This is a genomic window from Sphingomonas qomolangmaensis (assembly GCF_024496245.1).
GTDB lineage: Bacteria > Pseudomonadota > Alphaproteobacteria > Sphingomonadales > Sphingomonadaceae > Sphingomonas > Sphingomonas qomolangmaensis.
The window spans coordinates 2034587-2057211 of the sequence record NZ_CP101740.1 but is presented as its reverse complement, the minus strand read 5'-3'; the positions used below and the strand labels follow the sequence as shown (position 1 = coordinate 2057211).

Genomic DNA, 22625 nt, shown 5'->3' with positions numbered 1-22625 from the left:
CGAGGAACCCCATCGATGACCGCATCGCCCGATCCGATTCTCCAGTTCTTCCTCTCGACCTTCTACAAGAAGACGACCGATCCCACTTCGGACTATTATCTGCCCAAGCTGGTGCAGCAGCAGAGCAACCCGGTCGTCGAGCCCTATGTGATCGACGGCGGCTGGCCCGATCTGAAGATCGGGCCGCAGGCGGTGACCGGGGCGCAGATGATTTGCGCCGGCACGTCGCCGCCCAGCAAGACCAGCTTCGGCATCCCGGCGGACGGCGCGATACCGATCCTCAACCTGGCGTCTATCAGCGGCGTGAGCTTTCCGCAGGCGATTCCGTTCCAGCTGGTGGGCATATCGAACATGCTTGCCGACCCACCGGTGGTCACCGATGGCGACAATATCTCGGCGGGGGCGACGCTCGGCACGATCGGGACCTGGCCGATCAAGTCGTTCCAAATTCAGGGTAATTTTTCGATCGACCAGCGTTGCTGCCAGAGCGAGGACGGCACGACCTGTCTGATCGGTACGCAATATGCACCGCATGGCGAGGGAACCTTCATCGCCACCTTCGCGAAAGCCAAGGCGACCGCGCAGGCGAGCGCAACGGTTTCGCCCGACGGGTCGACGCTGGTGGTGACGGTAAACCAGCTGAGCTTCGCCGCCGATCCGGCCGACCTGTCGGTCGCCGTCGTCATCTATTCGATCGGCGATCCGACGTGGCGCGATACCTATAGCAAGACCGCGCAGCAGATATTCGAGGACAAGGGCACCAAACAGTCGATGATCGGCCAGATCTCGGACACGCTTAATTCGCCCAATATCCGTTCGAGCTTCCAGGCGGTTATCAACAATGCATTGCGGGGGTTGTTCGGCTGAGGGCGCCGGCGGTTCAGCAGCCGCGCATGGGTGATCGTCCGGTCGACGATTCGTGACCGATTGTGGGTGCCCGGTTGGCGCTGTGGCAATGCCAGGTGGTGCCGATGGGGCGAAGCTTGGTGGGCCCGTCGGGGCTCGAACCCGAGACCTACAGATTAAAAGTCCGTTGCTCTACCAACTGAGCTACGGGCCCGACCAAGACGGCGCACCTAGGGTCGCGCGCGCTTGCGGTCAACCGGGCGTAGGCGGGCGAGCCTCGCGGCGAGCTGCGCCAGCGAAAGCCCGGTGACGGGATCACGCCAGCGGGGGGCGATCGCTGCCGCAGGCGCGAGGGCGAAGCTGCGGCTACGGAACGCGACGTGCGGGATCGCCAGCGATCGTGCGGTGAAGATTCCGCCCGACCACAGGATGATGTCGAGATCGAGCACGCGCGCGCCCCAACGCTGGCCCGGCCGCCTGCCGAACCCCGCCTCGATCGCCTTGAGCGCAGCCAGCATCGCGGGCGGTGGCAGGTCGCTCCTCAGCAGCACCGCGCCATTGGCGAAGCGGCGGCGCGAGGGGCCGATCGGCGCAGTCTCGACGATCGGTGCGGCGGCGATCACGCCGGGCAACGCCGCGACCGCCGCGGCGAGCGTCGCGCGCGGACCGCCGTGGCGGCTCCACCGGTTCGAGCCGAGCGCGATCAGATAAGTTGCTTCCTGCACCGCCATGCGCCTATCGCGCCCCGATGTTTGCGCCAAGCCCACTCCCCAATTCCGAACCGCCGCACGATTGCCCGCGCTGCCCCCGTCTCGTCGCCTTTCGCGAGGCGCTGCGGGTCGAATATCCCGGCTGGTGGAACGCGCCGGTCAACGCATTCGGTGATCCCGATGCGTGGCTGGGAATCATCGGCCTGGCGCCGGGCAAGCACGGTGCCAACCGCACCGGTCGCCCGTTCACCGGCGACCATGCCGGCATGTTGTTGTTCGATACGCTCGCCAAGTTCGGGATGGCATCGGGCATCTATGAAGCGCGGCCCGACGACACGCTGCAGCTCGAGGGGGTTTGCATCATCAACGCGGTCAAATGCCTGCCGCCAGAGAACAAGCCTACCCCCGAGGAAATCCGCACCTGCCGCCCGTTCCTGGAGGGGCAGATCGCCGATCTGGGCCCGCCGCGCGTATTCGTCGCGCTCGGCCAGATCGCGCACCAGTCGGCGGTGAAGGTGCTGGGGGGCAAGCTGCCCAAGGCCAAGTTCGGGCATCTGGCCGAACATCGCATGCCCGGCGGACACATCTTGATCGATAGCTACCACTGCTCGCGCTACAACCAGAATACCGGGCGGCTCACCCCGGCGATGTTCGAGGCGGTATTTGCGCGCGCGATCGAGGTGCGGCGAGAGCTGGCCGAGGGCGCTGCGGCCTAACGCATTCGCCACCTGAGCGGATTGCCCTCTGCCGTGAAGCGCCGGCAGTCGAGCGCGGTACCGGCGGAACGGTTACCGCCGGCGTCCGATCTGCGAGATGGTCGCCCCAGGGTGCGCCATGTCGATCGCAGTGGGGGCCTGCGATTGATTCATCAGCAGCGCGGTGGCGGCGTCGCGATCGACCGCGCGCGAGAAGAGATAACCTTGCCCCAGGTTGCAGCCGATTGCCGTGAGCTGCGCTGCCTGGGCTTCGGTCTCGATGCCCTCGGCAACGACGCGGATGTCGAGCTTGCCCGCGATCTGCACCAACCCTTCAACGATCGCGATGCTGCTGTCGTCGGGCGAGAGCCGATCGACGAAGCTCTTGTCGATCTTAAGGATGTCGACCGGCACGGTCAGCAAATGCGTCAGCGACGCGTAGCCGGTGCCGAAATCGTCGAGCGCAACCTTCATCCCCTTGGCGCGCAGCCGTTCGATCGCGCCCTGCACCAGCTGGTCGTCGTCGCCCATATAGACCGCTTCGGTCACTTCGAGGATCACGTGATCGAGCGGCACGCCCTGCCGTTCGAAGGTGTGCGCAAGCACCTTGTCGAGCGCGCCCTCTCGCATGTCGGCCGACGATATGTTGATGCCGACATGCTGGAAAGGGATGCCCATGTCGAGCCAGCGCCGGACGTCCCTGGCGACGATGTCCATCATCCGCGCGGTCAGCGCCGTCGCGACATGCGCGTCCTTGGTGGCTTCGTGGAAGGCGGCAGCGGCTACCGTCCGGTCGCCCATCCGCATCCGGCACAGCGCCTCCACCCCAACGATCTCATGCGTATCGAGGCGGAAGAGTGGCTGGTAGAAGGCGTCGATCCGATCGTCCCGCAGCGCGGCATCGACATCGCGGATATCGCCCAGCCGGCGAGTCATCGCCGAGCCGAGCCCGGGCCAATAGCGCACGAACCCGCCGCGCCCGGTTTCCTTTGCGTGGTACATTGCGAAATCGGCATGCTGGCGTACGCGCCCCGGCACCCGGTCGCCCGCCGACAGCACCGCGCCGCCGATGGTGGCGCGCGGCACGATGACCTGCGGACCGCAGCTTGCCGGCTCGGCGATCGAGGTCAGGATCCGCTCGGCGGTGCGGTCGAGGTCGCTTAGCGCGCTCTTGGTTTGCAGGATGATCGCGAATTCGTCGCCGCCGATGCGGAACACGCGCTCGGGCGCCACCGCAGCGGCGATGCGGTCGCCCGCCGCGCGCAACAGGCAGTCGCCAACATCGTGGCCGAAGGTGTCGTTGACGATCTTGAGGTTGTCGAGGTCGATCATCAGCATCGCCCAGTCGCCGGGCACCGCGCAGTCGAGCTTCGAGAGCGCGCCTTCAAACGCAGCGCGATTGGCGAGGCCGGTGAGTTCGTCAGTGAACGCACGGCGCCGATGCTCGGCCACGCGGCGTTCGCGATCGAGTGCGATAAGACACAGATGCGTGCAGTTGCGCACCAGCTCGCGCTCGATCTTGGTCGGGCCGCGATGTTCGCGAAAATAAAAGGCGAAGGTGCCTACCGGATTGCCGCCGCGTTCTAGGATGGGGCTCGACCAGCAGGCGAGCACCCCCAGCGGCTCGGCGAACTGCTTGTAGCGCGCCCAGCGGCTGTCGTTCGCGATGTCGGTGACGGTCACCTCGTGGCCAAGAAACGCCGCCGCGCCGCACGATCCGACGTCTGGCCCGATCGCTACCCCTTCGGCAAGCGCGGCGAAATCGCTCGGCAGGCTGGGCGCTGCGAGGGGATGCATCACGCCCGCGGAATCGACGGTGATGACCGAACAGAGCGTGCCCGGAGATGCCTTTTCTGCCTCGATGCACAGACGCGCGGCGGTTTCATCCAGCGGCTCGCCGGTCGCTATCATTTCAAGAATGATATTTTGTAATTGTAGCATGGGTTTATCGATGGTGCCGAGCGGGGAGGATAATGCGTTCAAATACATTTAGCGATAAGGTACGAGCGAGATTCCCGAACGGATGAACCCCAAAGTAATTGACTGACAAGCCTATTGCATGGGTAGCATGAGAGGATTGCAGCGTCGGCGATACATCGCCCTTGCGTCAATGTTCGATGCCATGTGCGATCGCACGATGCGCCTTTCGGGTTAATGAATAGGCAAACATCGTCGGGATGATTCGCGGGTGCGCAACCATCGACCGGTCGGCGACTATGCGCCGTTCGTATCCGAGTAGGCGCCGAAATTTTGAAGATCGGTGGCGGGCGGCGCCCGCAGGGAGGGTAAATTACCGCTCCCCCGAAGATTTTTGGTCGGGGCGACAGGATTCGAACCTGCGACCCCCACACCCCCAGTGTGATGCGCTACCAGGCTGCGCTACGCCCCGACCGAAGGCGGGCGTCTAGGCCGAACCCGCGCGGCGCGCAAGAGGGCAGCGTCGATGATCAGCGATCTACCCCGATGTCGCGAAGCGCCGGTGGTTCCAGCCTTTGGGCCATATTTCTTTGTCGGGTACGCACCCGTACGGCGTGGAACAGGTACTGGCGGCAATGGTTACTCCGCCGATAAGACTTACACCCGAGGAATTCAGATTGGCGCGACTGGATCGCCTGGCAAGGCTTTGCGACCACGCGCACCTGACATCGCTTGTCGACCCGCATGGAGTGCAGCCGCATCCCCAGCCCGAAGACAAGATGTCGTCGCCTGCCGCTGCCGCGCGCCCCTCGGGACTTTGCGCGGTGCCGGTGAAGCGTGGTGCGAAAGGCCGCAGTTCGAAGCGATAAGCCCGCCCCGGTGCAGCAGGTGCCCGCGACTCACGACGCGCGTATCTCGCGCAGAAAATGGTCGGTCTGACCGGTGAGCGCCTCGGCACCCGACATCAGACGCGCCGCAAGGCTCTCCATCGCCAGCGATGCCTGAAGCGCGGTGTCTGCGGTCGAGGCGATGTCGCGGGCGTCGATCTGGGTGGCGGCGGCGGCGCCCACCGCTTCGCGCACATGACGAGTGATCCGGTGGGTCGCCTCGTGTTGGTCGTCGATCGCCAGCATGATGTGCGCCGATCGGTCGGCCATCGCGGCGATCGCGGCGTCGATCTTGCCATAGGTATCGGCGACCTCGGCTACCGAACCGCCGATCTCGACGATATGTTGGGTGACGGTGTCGGCGGCGCGCGCGGTTTGGTCCGACAGCGACTTCACTTCGTTGGCGACCACCGCGAAGCCGCGACCGGCTTCGCCCGCGCGCGCTGCCTCGATCGTCGCGTTGAGCGCGAGCAGCTTCACCTGGCGCGAGATCGTCGCGATGATGTGCGCGACCTGGTCGATCGATTGCGCCGAACGTTGGAGCTCGATCGTCCGCGCACGGCCTTCGCCCACCAGCTCGACCGCGTCGGCGGCGAGCGACCGCGCCTCGCGGGTGCTGCCGACGATCTGCGTCAGCGCGTCGGCGAGATGGCGCCCCTCTTCGGCGATGCCGCCCAGATTGTCGGCGCTTTGGGTGGCGGCGGCGGCGACCGCGGCGGCGCTTTCGCCGGTGCTCGCCGAACGGATGCTCGTCGCCACCGCGTTGGTCCGAATCGCCGCCGCAAGGTCGCTAAGGTCGCGCGCGAGCCCGGCGACGTCGCTTTCGAAGCGCTGGCCGGCCGCCTCGATCTGCTGCGCCCGCGCCAACCGGCGGCGGGTGCGGCCGCGTTCGTCGATCGCCGCAAGATCGACCAGCCGCCGATTGGCTAGCGCCGCGTGCAGCCGCCCGTTGCGCGTGAGCACCATTCCCTCGCTGCCCTGCGCCGCACGATAGGCGGCGATGAGCTCGGGGATCGGCAGCGAGGATTCGGCGACCGGCACCGGCTTGAGATAGTCCGACAGGCTGCCGCCATAGGCCGGGTTGCGAAGCAGCGCATGGCCATAGGGATTGAGCAGCAGCCGCCGGATATCCTTTTCGAACAACGCGCCGATCGGGCGCTGCTCGTCATCGACGACCGGCAGCAGCCGCGCATCGGGGTTGCGCTGGAGCAGGTCGATCGCGCGATCGAGCCGGGCGCCGCGATGCACGCTGGGCGGCGCGCATTCGTCGGGCCGCAGCCAGCGGTCGGCGCTGTCGGCTGCTTCGGCAGCGGCTAAGGACGACGAGCTCATAGGGAAATGGCTAGGCGGATCTGCTTAATGCCGGGTTAGGATTTGATGACGGTTTGATGACCTGCGACGAACCGTTGCGGAATCGTCATGATGGGGGTGCTTGGGTTCTTTGCGGTAACCCTGCGGCATGATCGCAGGCTTTGTCGCCATCCTCCCCCTCCGACGACCGCTGCGCGGCCGCCACCTCCCCCTGGCGGGGGAGGATGGACCGCTAACCAAATCCTCCCCCGCCAGGAGGAGGTGGCAGCCCCAGGCTGACGGAGGGGGCGGGCGCGACAGGCCAAGCGGTTGCGCGCGCCTTGCGTGCATGATAGCGCGCGCCGCTTGTACGGGGGCGTTTTGTCCCTCCTTCCAGACAGGCTGATCCGCGCCCATGTTCGTCACTCCCGCTTTCGCCCAGACCGCAGGCGATCCCGGCATCGCCGGCCAGATCGTCGGCATCGCGCCGCTGCTGCTGATCTTCGTGGCGTTCTATTTCCTGATGATCCGTCCGCAGCAAAAGCGGATGAAGGCGCTCCAGGCGATGGTCGAGGGCACCAAGCGCGGCGACACCGTCGTTACCGCAGGCGGCTTGGTCGGCAAGGTGACCAAGGTCGAGGACCGGCATCTCGAGGTCGAGATCGCGCAGAATGTCCGCGTGCGGGTGGTGAAGGCGACGATCGCCGAAGTGACGCCGCTCGGCGGCAAGCCCGCGAACGACTGATGCTCGATTTTCCCCGCTGGAAGGTCTGGGCGGTCTGGCTGACGATCGCGGTCTGTGCGCTGCTCGCGGTGCCGACCTTCCTCCCCGCAAACGTCAAGGCGGGGCTGCCCGCATGGGTGACCGCGCCGCGGATCAATCTGGGGCTCGATCTGGCGGGCGGCAGCTACATCCTGCTCGAAGCCGATACCAATGACGTCGCCGCACAGCGGCTCGAGACGATGCGCGACACCGTGCAGACCGAGATGCGCCGCGGCAGCCCGCGCGTCGCGATCGGCGACATTTCGGTGCGCGACGGCCGGCTGAGCTTCATGGTGCGCGACGTTTCGCAGGTCGATGCCGCGCGCGAGCGGCTGTTGCCGCTGACCAGCGGCGTCGGCGTCACCGGGCAGCGCGACTGGAATATCGAAGTCCGCGATTCGACGCGCTTCGTGATGACGCCGACCCAGGCGGGGATCGAGCAGGCGATCGAGCAGGCGATGGGCGACGCGACCGAAGTCGTTCGCCGGCGTATCGACGAACTCGGCACGCGCGAGCCGACGATCATCCGATCGGGCACCAACCGCATCGTCGTCCAGGTTCCTGGCCTGTCCGACCCGCAGCAGCTGAAAGCGCTGCTAGGGCGTACCGCGCGGCTCGAATTCAAGCTGGTCGACGTCAACGCCACCGACCCGCAGGCGCTCGCCAAGGGGCAGGCGCCGATTGGCAGCCAGGTCCTGCCCTATCCCTCGGCGGGTGCGCCGATCGCGGTGAAGCGTTCGACGATCATCTCGGGTGACCAGATCGCCGATGCGCGCCAGGAATATGATCCGCAGACCGGCGCGCCGATGGTGGCGATCCGCTTCGACGCACAGGGTGGCCGCCGCTTCGCGCAGGTGACCCAGCAGAATGTCGGCAAGCCCTTCGCGATCGTGGTCGACGACCAGGTGATCTCGGCACCCAACATCAACGAGCAGATCCTGGGCGGGTCGGCGACGATCTCGGGCGGGTTCACCGTCGAGAGCGCCAACGAACTCGCGATCGCGCTGCGTTCGGGCAAACTGCCCGTCGCGCTGCGGGTGGTCGAGGAGCGAACCGTTTCGGCCGAGCTCGGCCAGGATTCGATCGAGAGCGGCGTCCTCGCCGGGATCGTCGCCGCGGTCGCGCTGATGGTCTTCATGGTCGTCACCTATATGCGCTTTGGCATCTACACCTCGCTGTCGCTGCTGGTGAACGCGGTGCTGATCATGGGCATCATGGCGTTGTTCAACGCGACGCTGACGCTGCCCGGCATCGCGGGCTTCGTGCTGACGATCGGCGCCGCGGTCGACGCCAACGTGCTGATCAACGAGCGCATCCGCGAGGAGCTGCGGCGCCCGCGCGCGGCGATCCAGGCGGTCGAGTTCGGCTATAAGGAAGCATCGACCGCGATCTTCGACGCGAACATCACCAACGTCATCTCGGCGGCGATCATGTTCGCCTTCGGATCGGGGCCGATCCGCGGCTTCGCCGTGGTGCTGGCGATCGGCATCGTGACGTCGGTGTTCACCGGCGTGACCTTCACCCGGCTGCTCGCTGCCGATTATCTGAAGCGCAACCGTCCCAAGACGTTGAACCTTTGATGATTGCCGCGATCTTCTCCCCGTTCGCCCTGAGCTTGTCGAAGGGCGGCCCGCGCCCCCGGCTCGCGGGGCGGGCTTCGACAAGCTCAGCCCGAACGGGGCGGGGCGCGTCGCTTCGTTACGAAGGCCTGCCATGCGCCCGCTGAAACTCGTTCCCGATCACACCAACATCGCGTTCCTGAAGTATCGCGTGGTCGCGATGGCGCTGTCGGGGCTGTTGCTGGTCGCCAGCATCGCGCTGTGCTTCGTCAACGGCTTCAACCTGGGAATCGATTTCGTCGGCGGCCAGATGGTCCGCGTGAGCTTCCAGCAGCCGGTCGAGCTCGATACGCTGCGCCAGCAGATGCAGGGCTTCGGGATCGAGGACGCGACGATCCAGACCTTCGGGTCGGACCGCGAAGTGTCGATCCGTACCCCGCTGCCCGACGACACCGAAGCCGCCGACGCCGCCGCGACGCGGCTGCGCAACGGCATCCAGCAGGCCTATCCGACGTCGCAGATCGGCGCGGTCGAAAGCGTTTCGGGCAAGGTTTCGGCCGAGCTGTTCGAAACCGGCGCGATCGCGCTGGCGCTCGCGATGCTGGCGATCTCGCTGTACATCTGGTTCCGCTTCGAATGGCAGTTCGGCGTCGGCGCGCTGTTCGCGCTGTTCCACGACGTGGTGCTGACGCTGGGGTTCTTCGCGCTGACCCAGCTCGAATTCGACCTGAACATCGTCGCGGCGATCCTGACGATCATCGGCTATTCGCTCAACGACACGATCGTCGTCTACGACCGTATCCGCGAGAATATGCGCAAGCATCGCCGGATGGAAACAGCCGACCTGCTCGACCTGTCGATCAACGAGACGCTGTCGCGCACCGTCGTCACCAGCCTGTCGCTGGGAATCACGCTGGGTATCCTGCTGCTGCTGGGCCCCGACGTGATCTTCGGCTTCACCGCGGCGATGCTGCTGGGAATCGTGATCGGCACCTTCTCGTCGGTCTATGTCTCGGCGGCGATCCTGTTGTGGCTCAAGCTCAAGCCCGACAGCTTCCTGCCCAAGGATGTCGGGCCGCAGGGCGCCGAGCGGGTGCGGTCGAAAGAGCTTCCTTGAGCCATGCGGATGGATCGCGATCGCACGGGCGAGGGGCCGATCATCACCGGCATCGTCGGCCGCGGCTTTCGCGTCGATGAAGGCGTCTATGAGGGGCTGATCGTCACCCCCGAACGCGCCGATGGCTGGACCCCGCCGGCGATCGATGCGCTGGGGATCGACGACTTGGCGGGGATGCTGGCGCTCGATCCGCTCCCCGAATTCTTGATCCTGGGGACCGGGAGCCGGATGGTGCGCCCGCCGCTTGCGCTGGTGAAGGCACTCGACGCGCGCGGGATCGGGATCGAGCCGATGGACAGCCGCGCGGCTGCGCGCGCCTGGGGGGTGTTGCGCGCCGAACTGCGCTGGGTCGCGGCGGCGCTGTACCCGCTCGATTAGCAGTGTCGGGGGCCGAAAGCCCGGGTGGCGGTCGTCGCGTGATGCTGGTAGCTTCTCCGCCTAGCTTGGAGATGGATATGAAATCGAAATTCTTTGCCGCGCTTGTCGCCGCGATCCTGGTGGCCGGCCCGGCTGCCGCCGCCGACTGCTGCGGGCCGAACGCCGAGTGCTGCCAGCAGAAGGCCGATTGCTGCGATGATGCAACCAAGCAGCATGCTGGGCATCACGCCGCCGATTGATCGGCTATACGGCGGGCGCGTTGTTGATCGCGCGGGCCAGCCGCTGCTCGCGCCAGACGATGTATAGCCCGCTGGCGATGACGATCGGTGCGCCGATCCACGTCCAGGGGGTGGGTAGCGCGCCGAACAACAGCCAGCCGAGGATCGTCGCCCAGATCAGGCTCGAATAGTCCATCGGCAGCACGACAGCGACAGGCGCGGCGCGTAGCGCGCCGGTGAGCGCGAGCTGGGCGATGCCGCCCGCCAGCCCGGTCGCCGCCATCAGCCCCCAGGTCAGCAGATCGTGCGGCCCGATGAAGAAGGGCAGCGCGATCCCCATCGGCACCAGCGACGAGGCGGCGAACCAGAATACCGTCGTCGTCGCGCGCTCGGTCGCGCCCAATTGGCGGATCATGATCGTCACGCTGGCGGTGAACACCGCGCCGGTGAGCGCGACGCCGGCGCCGGCGAGCGGCACATGGCTGCTGCCCGGCTGGAGCACGATCAGCACGCCGGTGAAGCCGATGATCACCGCGCCCCAGCGGTGCCGCCCGACGGGCTCGGCGAGCACCAGCGCCGACAGGATCGTCGCGAAGATCGGCACCGAAAAGCCGAAGGTGGTTGATTCGGCGAGCGGCAGCATCGTGACCGCGGCGAAGTTGAAGGTCATCCCCGACAGCCCGACGATCATCCGCCAGAAATGCGCGCGCGGCTTGTCGGTGCGCAGCGACGCGAGCCCGGGGCCCGCCATCACCACCGCGACCACCACCGGCAGCATCGCCGCCTGGCGCCAGAACACGATTTCGACCAGATGCGCGCCGCGCTGCTCGGCGATCTTGCCGAGCGCGAACATCACCGACAGCGACAGCGCCGCGAGCAGCCGAAGCGAAATGCCGGTGAGGATGCGGTTGGCGGGCATGGGCGTGCGGGTAGGGGGTGGGGCGCGGCGGGGCAAGCGAGGCGGCGAAAAGGGGGCGGGGCAACGATCCTCCCCCGCCAGGGGGAGGTGGCAGCCCGAAGGGCTGACGGAGGGGGAGGATCACCAACGGCCGCCCGTGCCCGCCCCCACCACCACGCCCTGCGGGCGCGGTCCCCAGCATCGGGTTGACCATGCCCCGCATGGTCGAGGATCGTCCGGGGGACGATCCGACCCGATGCTCCCTGGCGGGGGAGGATCGCTTGGCGACGGCGGGTGGGGCAACAATCCTCCCCCGCCAGGGGGAGGTGGCAGCCCGAAGGGCTGACGGAGGGGGCGGCGTACCGCCGGCCGCTCGTGCCCGCTCCCGTCGCGGGGGAGGAGCTTGTTCCGCCCCGCCGCCGCGGCTATCGCCCGACGCATGATCAAGCATGCCCTTCCCGTCACGCGCGCGCAGGATTTCGCGCGTTGGTATCAGACCGTCATCGCCGAGGCCGACATGGCCGAGGAATCGGGGGTGCGCGGCTGCATGGTCATCCGGCCATGGGGCTATGGCATCTGGGAGCGGATCCAGCGCTTGCTCGACGATCGTATCAAGGCGACGGGGCACGAGAATTGCTATTTCCCGCTGTTCATTCCGCTCTCATATTTCGAGAAGGAGGCCGAGCATGTCGAGGGCTTCGCCAAGGAAATGGCGGTCGTCACGCATCACCGGCTGAAATCGGTCGACGGCAAGTTGGTGGTCGATCCCGACGCCAAGCTCGAGGAGCCGCTGGTCGTGCGGCCGACGTCGGAGACGGTGATCGGTGCCGCGTTCAGCCGCTGGATCCAGTCGTGGCGCGACCTGCCGGTGCTGATCAACCAATGGGCCAATGTCGTGCGCTGGGAAATGCGGACGCGGATGTTCCTGCGGACCAGCGAATTCCTGTGGCAGGAAGGCCATACCGCGCACGCGACCGAGGCCGAGGCGCGCGAAGAGACGCTCAAGATGCTCGAAGTCTATCGCGCGTTCGCCGAGGATTGCCTCGCGCTGCCGGTGGTGGCGGGCGAGAAGCCCGAGAATGAGCGCTTCCCCGGCGCGGTCGCGACGTACAGCATCGAGGCGATGATGCAGGACGGCAAGGCGCTGCAGGCGGGGACGTCGCACTTCCTGGGCACGACGTTCTCGGCGGCGCAGAACATCCGCTTCCAGAATGCCGATGGCGGGCACGAGCTGGCGCAGACGACGAGCTGGGGCGTGTCGACGCGGATGGTCGGCGGGGTCATCATGGTCCATGGCGACGATGACGGGCTGCGCGTGCCGCCGATGATCGCGCCGTGGCAGATCGTGATCGTGCCGATGCTGCGCGACGCGCCCGAGGATGCCGAGGTGCTGGCCTATGCCAAGGCGCTGCAGGCCGATCTCGCCAAGCTGTCGGCGCTCGGCGAGCCGGTGCGCGCGCTGGTCGATGCCAAGTCTGCCAAGGCGCAGGTGAAGCGCTGGGGCTGGGTGAAGAAGGGCGCGCCGATCATCGTCGAAGTCGGCGCGCGCGACGTTGCGGGCGGCAACGCCGCAGTGATCCGCCGCGACCGGCTGTACCAGGAAAGCGGCAAGCTTGCCTCGGCGATCGTCCCGCGCGACGAGCTGGTGGCCGAAGCGGCGGCGATGCTCGAGGATATTCAGACATCGCTGCATGCCGACGCGCGTGCGCGGCTCGAGGCGGGCATTCGCCGCGGGGTGACCGAGTTTGCGCAGATCGAGGCGCATTTCGCCGAGGGCGAGCGCTATCCCGGCTGGGTCGAGGTCGAATGGGCCAAGCCGACCGGGGCCGAGCTCGACGCGGTGGTCGAGCGGCTGAAGAAGCTGAAGCTGACGGTGCGCAACGTGCCCGGAGATGCGGCGGCGGCCGACGGGGTGTGCATCTTCACCGGCGCGCCCGCGGTCGAGCGGATCTTGGTGGCGCGGGCGTATTGAGGGGTTGCTCCCCTCCCTGGAAGGGAGGGGCAGGGGGTGGGTTGGCCGGTTGGTGGGCATGGCGTTTCCTCGCGGGCGCACCCACCCCCAACCCCTCCCCTTCAGGGCGGGGAGTTTTTGGCGATCGGCCAGAACCGCCCGGCCAACGCCGAAGCGAGCCCGCAGGGAATCGCCAATATCGTGAGGAACAGTAGCCCCACCGCCCATAGCGCGCCGGTGCCGTTGTTGAGCCACATCACCGGCGCTTGCGCGAAGGTAACGACGACCCCTGCAAGCCACGCGCGCTTGCCCAGAAACCGACCCGCGATGGCGGACAGCGCTACCGAGGCCGGGTAGGCGAGGGTCCAATAGGCGTGAGCGTCCCACGGCTCGCGAACGTCGGTCAGCATGCTGACGAGCTGCCAATAGGCGCTGGCCAGGATCGCGATGCCAGCGAGTTTCAGCGCTAGGCTTGGGATAAGGGCATCCTTCGCGTTCAGAGGGAACTGCCGTCCCCTAAACCGTTCGCACTGAGCTTGTCGAAGTGCCGCTCTTCTTTTGCGACCCGCAAAAGGAAGAACAGTGCTTCGACAAGCTCAGCACGAACGGGGGGGGGGGCGCATGCCCCCCAACGGACAGGGTCGCGTTACGCCGCCTGCTTCAGCGTATCGATGTCGATGACGAAGCGGTATTTCACGTCGCTCTTGACCATCCGCTCGTACGCTTCGTTGACGTCGCCGATCGCGATCGTTTCGATGTCCGAGACGATGCCGTGCTGCTGGCAGAAATCGAGCATTTCCTGCGTCTCGGCGATGCCGCCGATCAGCGAGCCCGCAAGGGCACGGCGGCGGAAGACGAGGTTGCCGACTTCGAGCGCCGCATGCGGATGCTCGGGCACACCGACCAGCGTCATCGTGCCGTCGCGCTTGAGCAGCGCGAGGAAGGTGTTGAGGTCGTGGCTGGCGGCGACGGTGTTGAGGATGAAATCGAAGCTGCCGGCATGTTCCGCCATCGCGGCTTCGTCCTTCGACACGATCAGGTCGGTCGCGCCAAGACGCTTGGCGTCGTCGCGTTTGTTCGGGCTGGTCGAGAAGACATAGACCTCGGCGCCCATCGCCGCGGCGATCTTGACGCCCATATGGCCAAGGCCGCCAAGGCCGACGATTCCGACCTTCTGGCCCGGCCCGACGCCCCAATGCTTGAGCGGCGAATAGGTGGTGATCCCTGCGCAAAGCAACGGCGCGACCGCGGCGAGATCGGCTTCGTCATGCGTGATCTTGAGCACGAAGCCTTGCTTGACGACGATATGGTCCGAATAGCCGCCGAAAGTGTGGCCACCCATTACCGGATCGTGACCGTTATAGGTGCCGACGAAGCCCGTCGTCTCGCAATATTGCTCTTCGCCATCCTTGCACGACGCGCACTCGCCGCAGCTGTCGACCATGCAGCCGACGCCGACGATGTCGCCGACCGCGAACTTGCTGACGTCGCCGCCGACCGCGGTGACGCGCCCGACGATCTCATGACCGGGGACGCACGGATATTGCGTGCCGGCCCATTCGCCGCGCGCGGTGTGGAGGTCCGAATGGCAGACGCCGCAATGCAGGATGTCGATCGCGACGTCATCGGCCTGCGGATCGCGACGTTCGAAGCTGAAGGGAGCGAGCGGCGCGTCGGCGCTCTGCGCGGCATAGCCTTGCGTAGGGGTTGGCATGCATATTCCTTTTCGGGGGTAATTGCTGACCGCTATTTGGGGATGCTGCGCCGCGGCATCAACCGACGCGCGGGGCTTTGTGCGCGGCGATCGGCGCGGGCGCGGGTCGCCCGGGGTTTTTTGGTGCGCTCGGCGCGGCAACCCCCTATCTCTGGCGCATGCGTACACGCCCCGGGCTTCCCAGCCGCCAGCAGATCCTCGATTTCATCGCCAATTCGGACACCGCGGTCGGCAAACGCGAGATCGCCAAGGCGTTCGGCCTGTCGGCGCAGGACAAGATCGCGCTGAAGGCCTTGCTCAAGGACATGGCCGATGAGGGGATCATCGACAGCGCGCCGGGCCGGTCGTTCCACAAGATGGGCGGCGTGCCGAAGGTGACGGTGCTACGGATCGTCGATGCCGATGGCGATACCGTGTGGGCGGTGCCCGAACGCTGGGAGGCTGAGGGTATTCCGGCACCACGGCTTCGCGTGCGCGAACGCGGCGGCAAGCAGGCGGCGCTGGGGCCGGGCGACCGCATCCTGGCGCGCACCGAGGAAGCCGGCAATGGCTGGATCGCGCACCCGATGAAGACGCTGGCGCGCGGCGAGGAAATGGTGCTGGGCGTGCTGCGCGAAGAGGGCGGGCGGCTGTTCCTGCAAGGGGTGGAGAAGAAGGAGCGGCGCGATTTCCCCGTGGTCGATCGCGGCGAGGCCGAGCCTGGCGACCTGGTGCTGGCCGAGAAGACCGGGCGGCCGCCGCGGATCGTTGTGAAGGTGGTGGAGCGGCTGGGTGATCCGTTCGCGCCGCGCAGCTTCTCGATGATCGCGATCCACCGGCACGGGATTCCGAACGTGTTTTCGGAGGAACTGCTGGCCGAGGCCGAGCGGATGGCGAAGCTGCCCCTGGGCGATGACCGCGAGGATTTGCGTCACCTGCCCATCGTCGCGATCGATCCTGCCGATGCGCGCGACCATGACGATGCCGTCTGGGCCGCGCCCGACGACGATCCCTCGAACGAAGGCGGCTGGCGCGCGATCGTCGCGATCGCCGATGTGTCCTTCTATGTCCGCCCCGGATCGAAGCTCGACCGCGAGGCGCGCAAGCGTGGCAATTCGGTATATTTCCCCGATCGGGTGGTACCGATGCTGCCCGAGATCCTGTCGGCGGATGTGTGCTCGCTGAAGGAAGGCGTCGATCGGGCAGCGCTGGCGTGCCATTTGCGGGTGGGCAAGGATGGCGAGCTGAAGGACTGGCGGTTTAGTCGTGCTGTGGTGCGGATCGCGGCGAATATTGCGTATGAGGACGCGCAGGCAGCGGTGGATGCGCTGCTTCCCCCCTCCCGCTTGCGGGAGGGGTCGGGGGAGGGCTTGTCCCCGGACGGCGAACTGGCGGACATGCCCTCCCCTAGCCCCTCCCGCGAGCGGGAGGGGGACATGGTCCCCCCCGAACTCGTCCGTTCGACGCTCCTCCCGCTCTGGGATTGCTGGCGCGCGCTCTTCGCCGCGCGCGAGAAGCGGCAGCCGCTCGATCTCGACCTGCCCGAGCGGCGGATCGTGCTCGATGAAAAGGGGCGGATCCTGTCGGTCGCCCCGCGTGAGCGGCTCGATTCGATGCGGCTGATCGAGGATTACATGATCGCCGCCAATGTCGCGGCGGCCAAGGCGCTCGAGAAGAAGAAAGCCCCGGTGATGTACCGCATTCACGAGCCGCCAGCGCGCGAGAAGCTGGTCGCGCTCAAGGATTATCTCAAGACCTTCGAATTGGCCTTCGCGCTGGGCCAGGTGATCCAGCCGCGCACCTTCAACCAGGTGATCGCCAATCTGGGCGAGGCCGATTTCCGCGAAGAGGTGATGCAGCAGGTGCTGCGGACGCAGACCCAGGCCTATTACGGCCCGCAAAATGCAGGGCATTTCGGGCTGGCGCTGGGCAGCTACGCGCATTTCACCTCGCCGATCCGGCGCTATGCCGATCTGCTGGTCCACCGCTCGCTGGTCGATGCGTACAAGCTGGGCGAGGGCGGGCTGTCGGCTGAGGATGCCGGCGCGATGGAGCGGGTGGGCGAGATGATCTCGGGGCTCGAACGCCGCGCGATGGAGGCCGAGCGCGAGACCGTCGATCGCTATGTCGCGGCATATCTCTCCGAGCATGTCGGCGAGGTGATGGAGGCGCGGATCACTGGCGTGAAGAATTTCGGTTTCTTCGCGACGGTCGACGGCGTCGGCGGCGACGGGCTGGTGCCCGCGCGCGACCTGGGGCGCGAATATTTCCGCTATGACGAAGCGAGCCAGCGGCTGGTGGGCGAGGAAACCGGCGAATTCTATGCGCTGGGGATGCGGTTGCCGCTCAGACTCGCCGAGGCCAATCCGGTGTCGGGCGCGCTTCGCTTCGAACTGGTCGACGGCAAGGGATCGGCGAGCGGCGCGCAGGAGAGCGACGGCAAACGTGGGGCACCGCGGGTGATCCGCCATCGCGGGCGGCCGGCGAACATCCGCCATCAGGGGAAGAAGCGGCGATGAACAGCGTCAACGGCAGCGGCAGGGGAAACGGCAGCGGCACCGATGTCGGCGCGGCGATCGTGACCGCGACCGCGGTATCACGGCGGCGGGTGGAGTCGCATTTCCTGGCGCTGCACGCGATCGGCGCCGAGGATGCGATCGAATATGCCCCGCCCGGCCCCGCCGAACGCCGCGAGTTCGAAGCGTTGCAGGCGCGCGGGGTAATCCGCACCGCGGCGCCGGGGAATTACTGGTTCGACCTGTCGCGGCTCGACGCGCAGGACGCTGCGCGGCGGCGCAAATGGGTGCCGATCGTCTTGTCGGTGGCGGTGGGTGCGGCGATCTTGGCGCTGATTTTCTATCGCGGGTAGGGGGCGGGACTCCCCTCCCTGGAAGGGAGGGGTAGGGGCTGGGTTGGCTGCTTGGCAGGGGTGACGGCCGAAACGAACCGACCCACCCCCAGCCCCTCCCTTCCAGGGAGGGGAGGAAGTTGGCTTTCCCCTAGCTTGCCACGAACGTCAGGCCCGCTCTTGCCTCGAGCCGCGCGCGGAGCGGCGCTGCCATCAGCGCGGTCGGGGTGGTGATCCCGCCCCCCGCCGGCTGCTCGATCAGGCACAATGCCGTCTCGGCGATCATCTTGCTGGTCGATCCATAGCCCGGATCGCGGTCGCCGGTAACCACGGCTTCGATCCGCTCGCCGCTGGGTATCTCACCGATGAAGAGAATGTCGTAATACCCAGCCTCGCGCGCTTCCTTGGTCGGGCCTTCGCCGGGGGCGGGGCCCTTGTCGCCGCCGATCGGGTTCATCCTGGCGATCGCCTCGGCGGCTGCCTTGCCGATGTCGCCCAGGCCCGGCGCGATCATCATCTCGTCATAGACGAAGTCGGTGCCATAAGCGTGGCCGAGCAGCGCGTTGGTGCGGTGGACATTCTTGGTGTTGATCGCCGCCATCACGAACGGCGCGACCCAGGCGCCGACGGCAGCGTCATATTCGGGCAGCATCCCCTTGGGCTGCGGCGGCCCGTCGAACCCAGGCGTGAGCGCGAAGGGATCGATCATCAGCTTGAGGATGCCCATGTCGCGCGCAGCGGCGGCCATCGTCGCCTTGGCGCTGGCGAAGGTGCCGCCGCTGAAGGTGCCCTGCATCTTGCGGATCCGGCATTTGACACGCGGGGCGGGGCGGCCGAACCTGGCCTTTGCCGCTTGTTGCAGCGTCCAGACGCCAAGGTCGAACGGGATCGAATCGAAACCACAGGAAAACAGGATGCGCGCGCCCGAAGCCTTGGCGGCGGCGTCATATTTGTCGATCATCTGGCGCATCCAGGCGGGTTCGCCGCACAGATCGACATAGCCGGTGCCGGTTTGGGCGCAGGCGGCGAGCAATGCTTCGCCGTGGAGCTGGTAGGGGCCGACGGTGGTGACGACGACCTGCGCGCGCTCGCACATCGCCGCGAGCGCCGGGGGGTCGTCGGCATTGGCGGTGATCAGCGGCACGTCGGCGGTGGCACCGATTTCGGTGCGGACCTGTTCGAGCTTGGTTAGCGAACGGCCGGCCATCGCCCAGGCGCGGTCGGGATAATGGGTGGCAAGATATTCGGCGACGAGCCTGCCGGTATAGCCGGTGGCGCCGTAGACGATGATGTCGAAGTCGCGGGTCATGGGTGGTCTCCCTCCTAAACTTCCCTCTCCCGCTGGCGGGAGAGGGTGCGCAGACTTGGTGTCGCTTTTTTAGCGAGGCCTAGTCGTAGCGGGGTGAGGGTGCTGCGGTCGCACTTGCGACCGCGCGGCGCGAAAGCGCCGCACCACCCTCATCCAACCTACGCTAGGCCGCTTCGCGACCAAGCTTCGGTATCCTTCTCCCGCCAGCGGGAGAAGGCTTTTCGGATGCTACGCCGCCTCGCTGAACTGCAAACTCGCGAGCCTTGCATACAGCCCGCCGCGCGCGATCAACTCCGCGTGGCTGCCCATTTCGACGATGCGGCCTTCGTCCATCACCACGATCCGCTGCGCCGCGCGTACCGTTGCCAGGCGATGCGCGATCACCAGCGTGGTGCGGTCGCGCATCAGCCGTTCGAGCGCGTCCTGTACCAGCCGTTCGCTTTCGGCATCGAGCGCCGAGGTCGCCTCGTCGAGCAGCAGGATTGGCGCATCGCGCAGCAGCGCGCGGGCGATCGCGAGCCGCTGGCGCTGACCGCCCGACAGCCGCGCGCCGCCTTCGCCGAGGAAGGTGTCGAGCCCCTCCGGCAAGGCGCGCAGGAAGTCGGCGGCGTTGGCGTCGGCGGCGGCGCGCCACAATTCCTCGTCGCTCGCCTCCCATTTGCCGTAGCGCAGATTGTCGCGCGCAGAGGCGGCGAAGATCACCGTCTCCTGCGGCACCATCGCGATCCGCCCGCGCACATCGGCGGGGTCGGCGGCGATGACCGGCACGCCATCGACCAGGACTTTGCCCTGATCGGGGTCGTAGAAACGCTGGACCAGTTGGAACAACGTCGATTTGCCCGCCCCCGATGGCCCGACCACCGCAACGGTCTCGCCGCTTTCGACCGACAAAGTGAAATCGGCGAGCGCGGCCACCTCCGGGCGGGTGGGGTAGCGGAAGGTGACGTGGTCGAACGCCACCCGCCCGACCGATGGGTTCGGCAGCGCCACCGGGTTGGCGGGGGCGGCGATATCGGGTTGTTCGGAGAGCAGTTCGGCGAGCCGCGCCGCCGCGCCCGATGCGCGCAGCAGGTCGCCATAGACTTCGATCAGCGCGCCGAACGATCCGGTCACCAGCCCCGCGGTGATGACGAAGGCGGTGATCGATCCGCCGGTGGTGCGGCCCGAGGCGACATCGCTCACCGCTTCCCAAATGATCAGCGTCACCGCGCCGAACAATAGGCCAATGACCAATGCGGTCATCAGCGCGCGCGTGGCGAAGCGCGCCTTGGCGGTGACAAAGCTGCGATCGACCGCGGTCTTGAAGCGATCGGCTTCGCGCGATTCCTGGCCGAACGCCTGGACGATCTTCATCGCGCCCAAGGTTTCGGACGCGATCGTGCCGATGTCGGCGACGCGATCCTGGCTCGACCGCGACAGGCGCCGCACCCGCGCGCCCAAGGCCATGATCGGCAGGATGACGATCGGGATGCCGACGACGAGGTACAACGCGATCTTGGGGCTGAGCGCGAACAGATAGGCGAGACCGCCAAAGCCGACGAGCACGTTGCGCAGCGCCACCGACACCGTCGATCCCACGATCTGTTCGACGATCGCGGTATCGGCAGTGAGGCGCGAGGCGATTTCGGAGGGGCGGTTTTCCTCGAACCATTTGGGCGCGAGCCGCAGCAGATTGCGATGCACCGCGTTGCGCATGTCGGCGACGGTGCGCTCGGCGAGCCATGAGACGAAATAGAAGCGCCCGGCGGTCGCCAGCGCGAGGATGCCCACCACTATCAGCAGCCGGTGGAAATAGGGCGCGATCGACGCCGGATCGGTGCCGCCGGCAAAGCCGTTGTCGACCACCAGCTGGAAGGTGCGCGGCACATAGAGCGTCGCGGTCGCGGCGACGATCAGCGCGACCACCGCGCCCGCCAGCTGCAGCGGATAGGCCCTGGTGAAGCGCCAGACGATCAGCAGGCTGCTGAGTTTCTTTGCCGGGGGCTTGGGCGGAGAAGCGAGCGTCGCGGCGGAGGTGGCCATGGCACGGGCGTAGCGCGAAGTTGACGCGGGGGGAACTGCCCAGTGCTCCACATTTCGTCACCCCAGCGAATGCTGGGGTCTTCTGCGGCGAGGCGAGTGCCTGGCAACGGAGAGGCCCCAGCTTTCGCTGGGGCGACGGATATGGGGTAGGGCTCCTCCCGCGGGCGGAACACGACCGCCACTTTTGTCGTACATTGCGCCGCGGCAACCCCGCGCTATAGTGCGCGACCCATTGCCGCCCGATCCACGGCCAGGAGATACCGAATGCTCTACAACGCCTATGAAATGCAGCGATCGATGCTGGCAAGCGCAAGCGCGATGGCGAATTTCGGGGCGGGGCTGCTCAACAATCCGGCAAACCCGTTCGCCTATTTCGGCGGCGGGCCGATGCTGGCTTCGGCGCTCGAGGTGTTCGCGCATGCATCGGCACCGCGTGGCAAGCCGGTATTCGGGCTGACGCACACCGAGATCGGCGGCAAGCAGGTCGCGGTCCGCGAGGAAATCGTCGCGCGCCGGCCGTTCGGCCAGCTCAAGCATTTCGTCCGCGAGGGCATCACGGGCGGCCCCAAATTGCTGATCGTCGCGCCGATGTCGGGGCATTATGCGACGCTGCTGCGCGGCACGGTCGAGCGGATGCTGCCGAGCGCCGATATCTACATCACCGATTGGCGCGACGCCAAGCAGGTGCCGCTGTCCGACGGCCGCTTCGACCTCGACGACTATATCGATTATGTCATCGACTGGCTGGCCGAAATCGGCAGCGCGGGCGATCCGCGCGCGCATGTGCTCGCGGTGTGCCAGCCCTCGGTGCCGGTCTATGCCGCGGTCGCGGTGATGAGCGCCGACCAGCATCCCCACCGCCCGTTGACGCTGTCGCTGATGGGCGGCCCGATCGACACCCGCGAGGCGCCGACCGCGGTCAATACGCTCGCGACCGAGCGGCCGCATATGTGGTTCGAAAAGAACGTCATCGCGACGGTGCCGATGCAATATCCCGGCGCCGGCCGCCGCGTCTATCCGGGCTTCCTGCAGCTCGCCGGCTTCATGACGATGAACCTCGGCAACCACATGAATTCGCACTGGGAGTTGTTCAAGCACCTGGTGAAGGGCGACGACGACAGCGCCGATGCGACGATGGCGTTCTACGACGAATATCGGTCGGTCTGCGACATGACCGCCGAATTCTACCTCCAGACGATTTCGGTGGTGTTCCAGGATCATTCGCTGCCGCTGGGGACGATGACGCATCGCGGCAAGCTGGTCGATCCGGCGGCGATCACCGACGTCGGATTGCTGGCGATCGAGGGCGAGCGCGACGATATTTCGGGGCTGGGCCAGACCAAGGCGGCGCTGACGCTGGCGACCAAGCTGCCCGAGGAACACAAGAAGTATCACATGGCCGAGGAAGTCGGTCATTACGGCATCTTCAACGGGTCGAAATGGCGGACGCGGATCGCGCCGGTGCTCGAGGAATGGATCGCGACGCACCAGGGATAGGGCCGCTTTACCCTCTCCCACTTGCGG

Annotated in this window: 19 protein-coding genes and 2 tRNA genes; 11 read left to right on the top strand and 10 right to left on the bottom strand. The window is 66.8% G+C overall.

Annotated features, from left to right (window positions below; all coding sequences use genetic code 11):
- Window positions 1-15: 15 nt before the first annotated feature.
- Entirely contained in the window at window positions 16-867 is an 852-nt protein-coding gene (locus NMP03_RS09720) for a hypothetical protein (RefSeq protein WP_256505171.1), read from the top strand.
- A 117-nt stretch (window positions 868-984) separates the two neighbouring features.
- Here the strand turns inward: NMP03_RS09720 and NMP03_RS09715 are convergent.
- Window positions 985-1060, bottom strand: a tRNA-Lys gene (locus NMP03_RS09715).
- A gap of 16 nt (window positions 1061-1076) precedes the next feature.
- Complete coding sequence (gene folK / locus NMP03_RS09710) at window positions 1077-1577, bottom strand: 2-amino-4-hydroxy-6-hydroxymethyldihydropteridine diphosphokinase (protein WP_406698443.1); 501 nt, start codon at window positions 1575-1577, stop codon at window positions 1077-1079.
- A 17-nt stretch (window positions 1578-1594) separates the two neighbouring features.
- On the opposite strand from folK, the gene NMP03_RS09705 reads away from it, so the two are divergent.
- Entirely contained in the window at window positions 1595-2272 is a 678-nt protein-coding gene (locus NMP03_RS09705; protein ID WP_256505169.1) for a uracil-DNA glycosylase, read from the top strand.
- Window positions 2273-2344: 72 nt separating this feature from the next.
- On the opposite strand, the gene NMP03_RS09700 is transcribed toward NMP03_RS09705, so the two are convergent.
- The 3 genes from NMP03_RS09700 to NMP03_RS09690 form a co-directional block, all read right to left on the bottom strand.
- Complete coding sequence (locus NMP03_RS09700; protein WP_256505168.1) at window positions 2345-4162, bottom strand: putative bifunctional diguanylate cyclase/phosphodiesterase; 1818 nt, start codon at window positions 4160-4162, stop codon at window positions 2345-2347.
- A gap of 401 nt (window positions 4163-4563) precedes the next feature.
- Window positions 4564-4640, bottom strand: a tRNA-Pro gene (locus NMP03_RS09695).
- Window positions 4641-5067: 427 nt separating this feature from the next.
- Window positions 5068-6387, bottom strand: a complete 1320-nt coding sequence (locus NMP03_RS09690) for a methyl-accepting chemotaxis protein (protein ID WP_256505167.1) — start codon at window positions 6385-6387, stop codon at window positions 5068-5070.
- Between the two features lie 373 nt (window positions 6388-6760).
- Between NMP03_RS09690 and yajC the strand changes: the two genes are divergently transcribed.
- The 5 genes from yajC to NMP03_RS09665 all read left to right on the top strand — a co-directional run bounded on the left by yajC (window position 6761) and on the right by NMP03_RS09665 (window position 10401).
- Entirely contained in the window at window positions 6761-7090 is a 330-nt protein-coding gene (gene yajC, locus NMP03_RS09685) for a preprotein translocase subunit YajC (RefSeq protein ID WP_256505166.1), read from the top strand.
- The gene (gene secD, locus NMP03_RS09680; protein WP_256505165.1) at window positions 7090-8688 is read left to right on the top strand and encodes a protein translocase subunit SecD; all 1599 of its coding nucleotides are present in this window, start codon (window positions 7090-7092) and stop codon (window positions 8686-8688) included. The genes yajC and secD overlap by 1 nt, the downstream gene beginning before the upstream one ends.
- 133 nt (window positions 8689-8821) lie before the next feature.
- Window positions 8822-9784: a protein translocase subunit SecF gene (secF, locus tag NMP03_RS09675; protein WP_256505164.1), complete on the top strand. Its 963-nt coding sequence runs from the start codon at window positions 8822-8824 to the stop codon at window positions 9782-9784.
- 3 nt (window positions 9785-9787) lie between these two features.
- Window positions 9788-10162 (top strand): Mth938-like domain-containing protein, encoded by a 375-nt coding sequence (locus NMP03_RS09670; protein ID WP_256505163.1) that lies wholly within the window; start codon window positions 9788-9790, stop codon window positions 10160-10162.
- Window positions 10163-10239: 77 nt separating this feature from the next.
- Window positions 10240-10401, top strand: coding sequence for a hypothetical protein (locus NMP03_RS09665; protein ID WP_256505162.1), 162 nt, complete (start codon window positions 10240-10242; stop codon window positions 10399-10401).
- Window positions 10402-10405: 4 nt separating this feature from the next.
- Here the strand turns inward: NMP03_RS09665 and NMP03_RS09660 are convergent, their stop codons facing one another.
- On the bottom strand, window positions 10406-11299 hold the full coding sequence (locus tag NMP03_RS09660) for a DMT family transporter (protein WP_256505161.1): 894 nt from the start codon (window positions 11297-11299) through the stop codon (window positions 10406-10408).
- A 418-nt stretch (window positions 11300-11717) separates the two neighbouring features.
- Here NMP03_RS09660 and proS point away from each other — a divergent pair, with 418 nt between their 5' ends.
- Window positions 11718-13250 carry a proline--tRNA ligase gene (gene proS / locus NMP03_RS09655; RefSeq protein ID WP_256505160.1) on the top strand — a complete coding sequence of 511 codons (1533 nt, stop codon included), beginning with the start codon at window positions 11718-11720 and terminating at the stop codon, window positions 13248-13250.
- Window positions 13251-13351: 101 nt separating this feature from the next.
- Here the strand turns inward: proS and NMP03_RS09650 are convergent, their stop codons facing one another.
- Window positions 13352-13639, bottom strand: a complete 288-nt coding sequence (locus NMP03_RS09650) for a hypothetical protein (RefSeq protein ID WP_256505158.1) — start codon at window positions 13637-13639, stop codon at window positions 13352-13354.
- 236 nt (window positions 13640-13875) lie between these two features.
- A complete protein-coding gene (locus NMP03_RS09645) occupies window positions 13876-14943 on the bottom strand; it encodes an NAD(P)-dependent alcohol dehydrogenase (protein WP_256505157.1) in 1068 nt (355 codons plus the stop codon).
- 158 nt (window positions 14944-15101) lie between these two features.
- On the opposite strand from NMP03_RS09645, the gene NMP03_RS09640 reads away from it, so the two are divergent.
- Complete coding sequence (locus tag NMP03_RS09640) at window positions 15102-17441, top strand: ribonuclease R family protein (protein WP_256505156.1); 2340 nt, start codon at window positions 15102-15104, stop codon at window positions 17439-17441.
- Window positions 17438-17791, top strand: coding sequence for a hypothetical protein (locus tag NMP03_RS09635; protein WP_256505155.1), 354 nt, complete (start codon window positions 17438-17440; stop codon window positions 17789-17791). The genes NMP03_RS09640 and NMP03_RS09635 overlap by 4 nt, the downstream gene beginning before the upstream one ends.
- Window positions 17792-17921: 130 nt before the next feature.
- On the opposite strand, the gene NMP03_RS09630 is transcribed toward NMP03_RS09635, so the two are convergent.
- Together NMP03_RS09630 and NMP03_RS09625 are read right to left on the bottom strand one after the other, a co-directional pair.
- Entirely contained in the window at window positions 17922-19079 is a 1158-nt protein-coding gene (locus tag NMP03_RS09630) for a saccharopine dehydrogenase family protein (RefSeq protein ID WP_256505154.1), read from the bottom strand.
- A gap of 228 nt (window positions 19080-19307) precedes the next feature.
- Window positions 19308-21101 (bottom strand): ABC transporter transmembrane domain-containing protein, encoded by a 1794-nt coding sequence (locus NMP03_RS09625; RefSeq protein ID WP_256505153.1) that lies wholly within the window; start codon window positions 21099-21101, stop codon window positions 19308-19310.
- A 264-nt stretch (window positions 21102-21365) separates the two neighbouring features.
- Here NMP03_RS09625 and NMP03_RS09620 point away from each other — a divergent pair, with 264 nt between their 5' ends.
- On the top strand, window positions 21366-22598 hold the full coding sequence (locus NMP03_RS09620) for a polyhydroxyalkanoate depolymerase (protein WP_256505152.1): 1233 nt from the start codon (window positions 21366-21368) through the stop codon (window positions 22596-22598).
- Window positions 22599-22625: the final 27 nt, after the last annotated feature.

Bases quoted from the DNA above. Each gene is read 5' to 3' on its own strand.
- NMP03_RS09720 (WP_256505171.1), top strand. From the start codon at position 16: ATGACCGCATCGCCCGATCCGATTCTCCAGTTCTTCCTCTCGACCTTC.
- folK (WP_406698443.1), bottom strand. From the start codon at position 1,577: ATGGCGGTGCAGGAAGCAACTTATCTGATCGCGCTCGGCTCGAACCGG.
- NMP03_RS09705 (WP_256505169.1), top strand. From the start codon at position 1,595: ATGTTTGCGCCAAGCCCACTCCCCAATTCCGAACCGCCGCACGATTGC.
- NMP03_RS09700 (WP_256505168.1), bottom strand. From the start codon at position 4,162: ATGATAGCGACCGGCGAGCCGCTGGATGAAACCGCCGCGCGTCTGTGC.
- NMP03_RS09690 (WP_256505167.1), bottom strand. From the start codon at position 6,387: ATGAGCTCGTCGTCCTTAGCCGCTGCCGAAGCAGCCGACAGCGCCGAC.
- yajC (WP_256505166.1), top strand. From the start codon at position 6,761: ATGTTCGTCACTCCCGCTTTCGCCCAGACCGCAGGCGATCCCGGCATC.
- secD (WP_256505165.1), top strand. From the start codon at position 7,090: ATGCTCGATTTTCCCCGCTGGAAGGTCTGGGCGGTCTGGCTGACGATC.
- secF (WP_256505164.1), top strand. From the start codon at position 8,822: ATGCGCCCGCTGAAACTCGTTCCCGATCACACCAACATCGCGTTCCTG.
- NMP03_RS09670 (WP_256505163.1), top strand. From the start codon at position 9,788: ATGCGGATGGATCGCGATCGCACGGGCGAGGGGCCGATCATCACCGGC.
- NMP03_RS09665 (WP_256505162.1), top strand. From the start codon at position 10,240: ATGAAATCGAAATTCTTTGCCGCGCTTGTCGCCGCGATCCTGGTGGCC.
- NMP03_RS09660 (WP_256505161.1), bottom strand. From the start codon at position 11,299: ATGCCCGCCAACCGCATCCTCACCGGCATTTCGCTTCGGCTGCTCGCG.
- proS (WP_256505160.1), top strand. From the start codon at position 11,718: ATGATCAAGCATGCCCTTCCCGTCACGCGCGCGCAGGATTTCGCGCGT.
- NMP03_RS09650 (WP_256505158.1), bottom strand. From the start codon at position 13,639: ATGCTGACCGACGTTCGCGAGCCGTGGGACGCTCACGCCTATTGGACC.
- NMP03_RS09645 (WP_256505157.1), bottom strand. From the start codon at position 14,943: ATGCCAACCCCTACGCAAGGCTATGCCGCGCAGAGCGCCGACGCGCCG.
- NMP03_RS09640 (WP_256505156.1), top strand. From the start codon at position 15,102: ATGCGTACACGCCCCGGGCTTCCCAGCCGCCAGCAGATCCTCGATTTC.
- NMP03_RS09635 (WP_256505155.1), top strand. From the start codon at position 17,438: ATGAACAGCGTCAACGGCAGCGGCAGGGGAAACGGCAGCGGCACCGAT.
- NMP03_RS09630 (WP_256505154.1), bottom strand. From the start codon at position 19,079: ATGACCCGCGACTTCGACATCATCGTCTACGGCGCCACCGGCTATACC.
- NMP03_RS09625 (WP_256505153.1), bottom strand. From the start codon at position 21,101: ATGGCCACCTCCGCCGCGACGCTCGCTTCTCCGCCCAAGCCCCCGGCA.
- NMP03_RS09620 (WP_256505152.1), top strand. From the start codon at position 21,366: ATGCTCTACAACGCCTATGAAATGCAGCGATCGATGCTGGCAAGCGCA.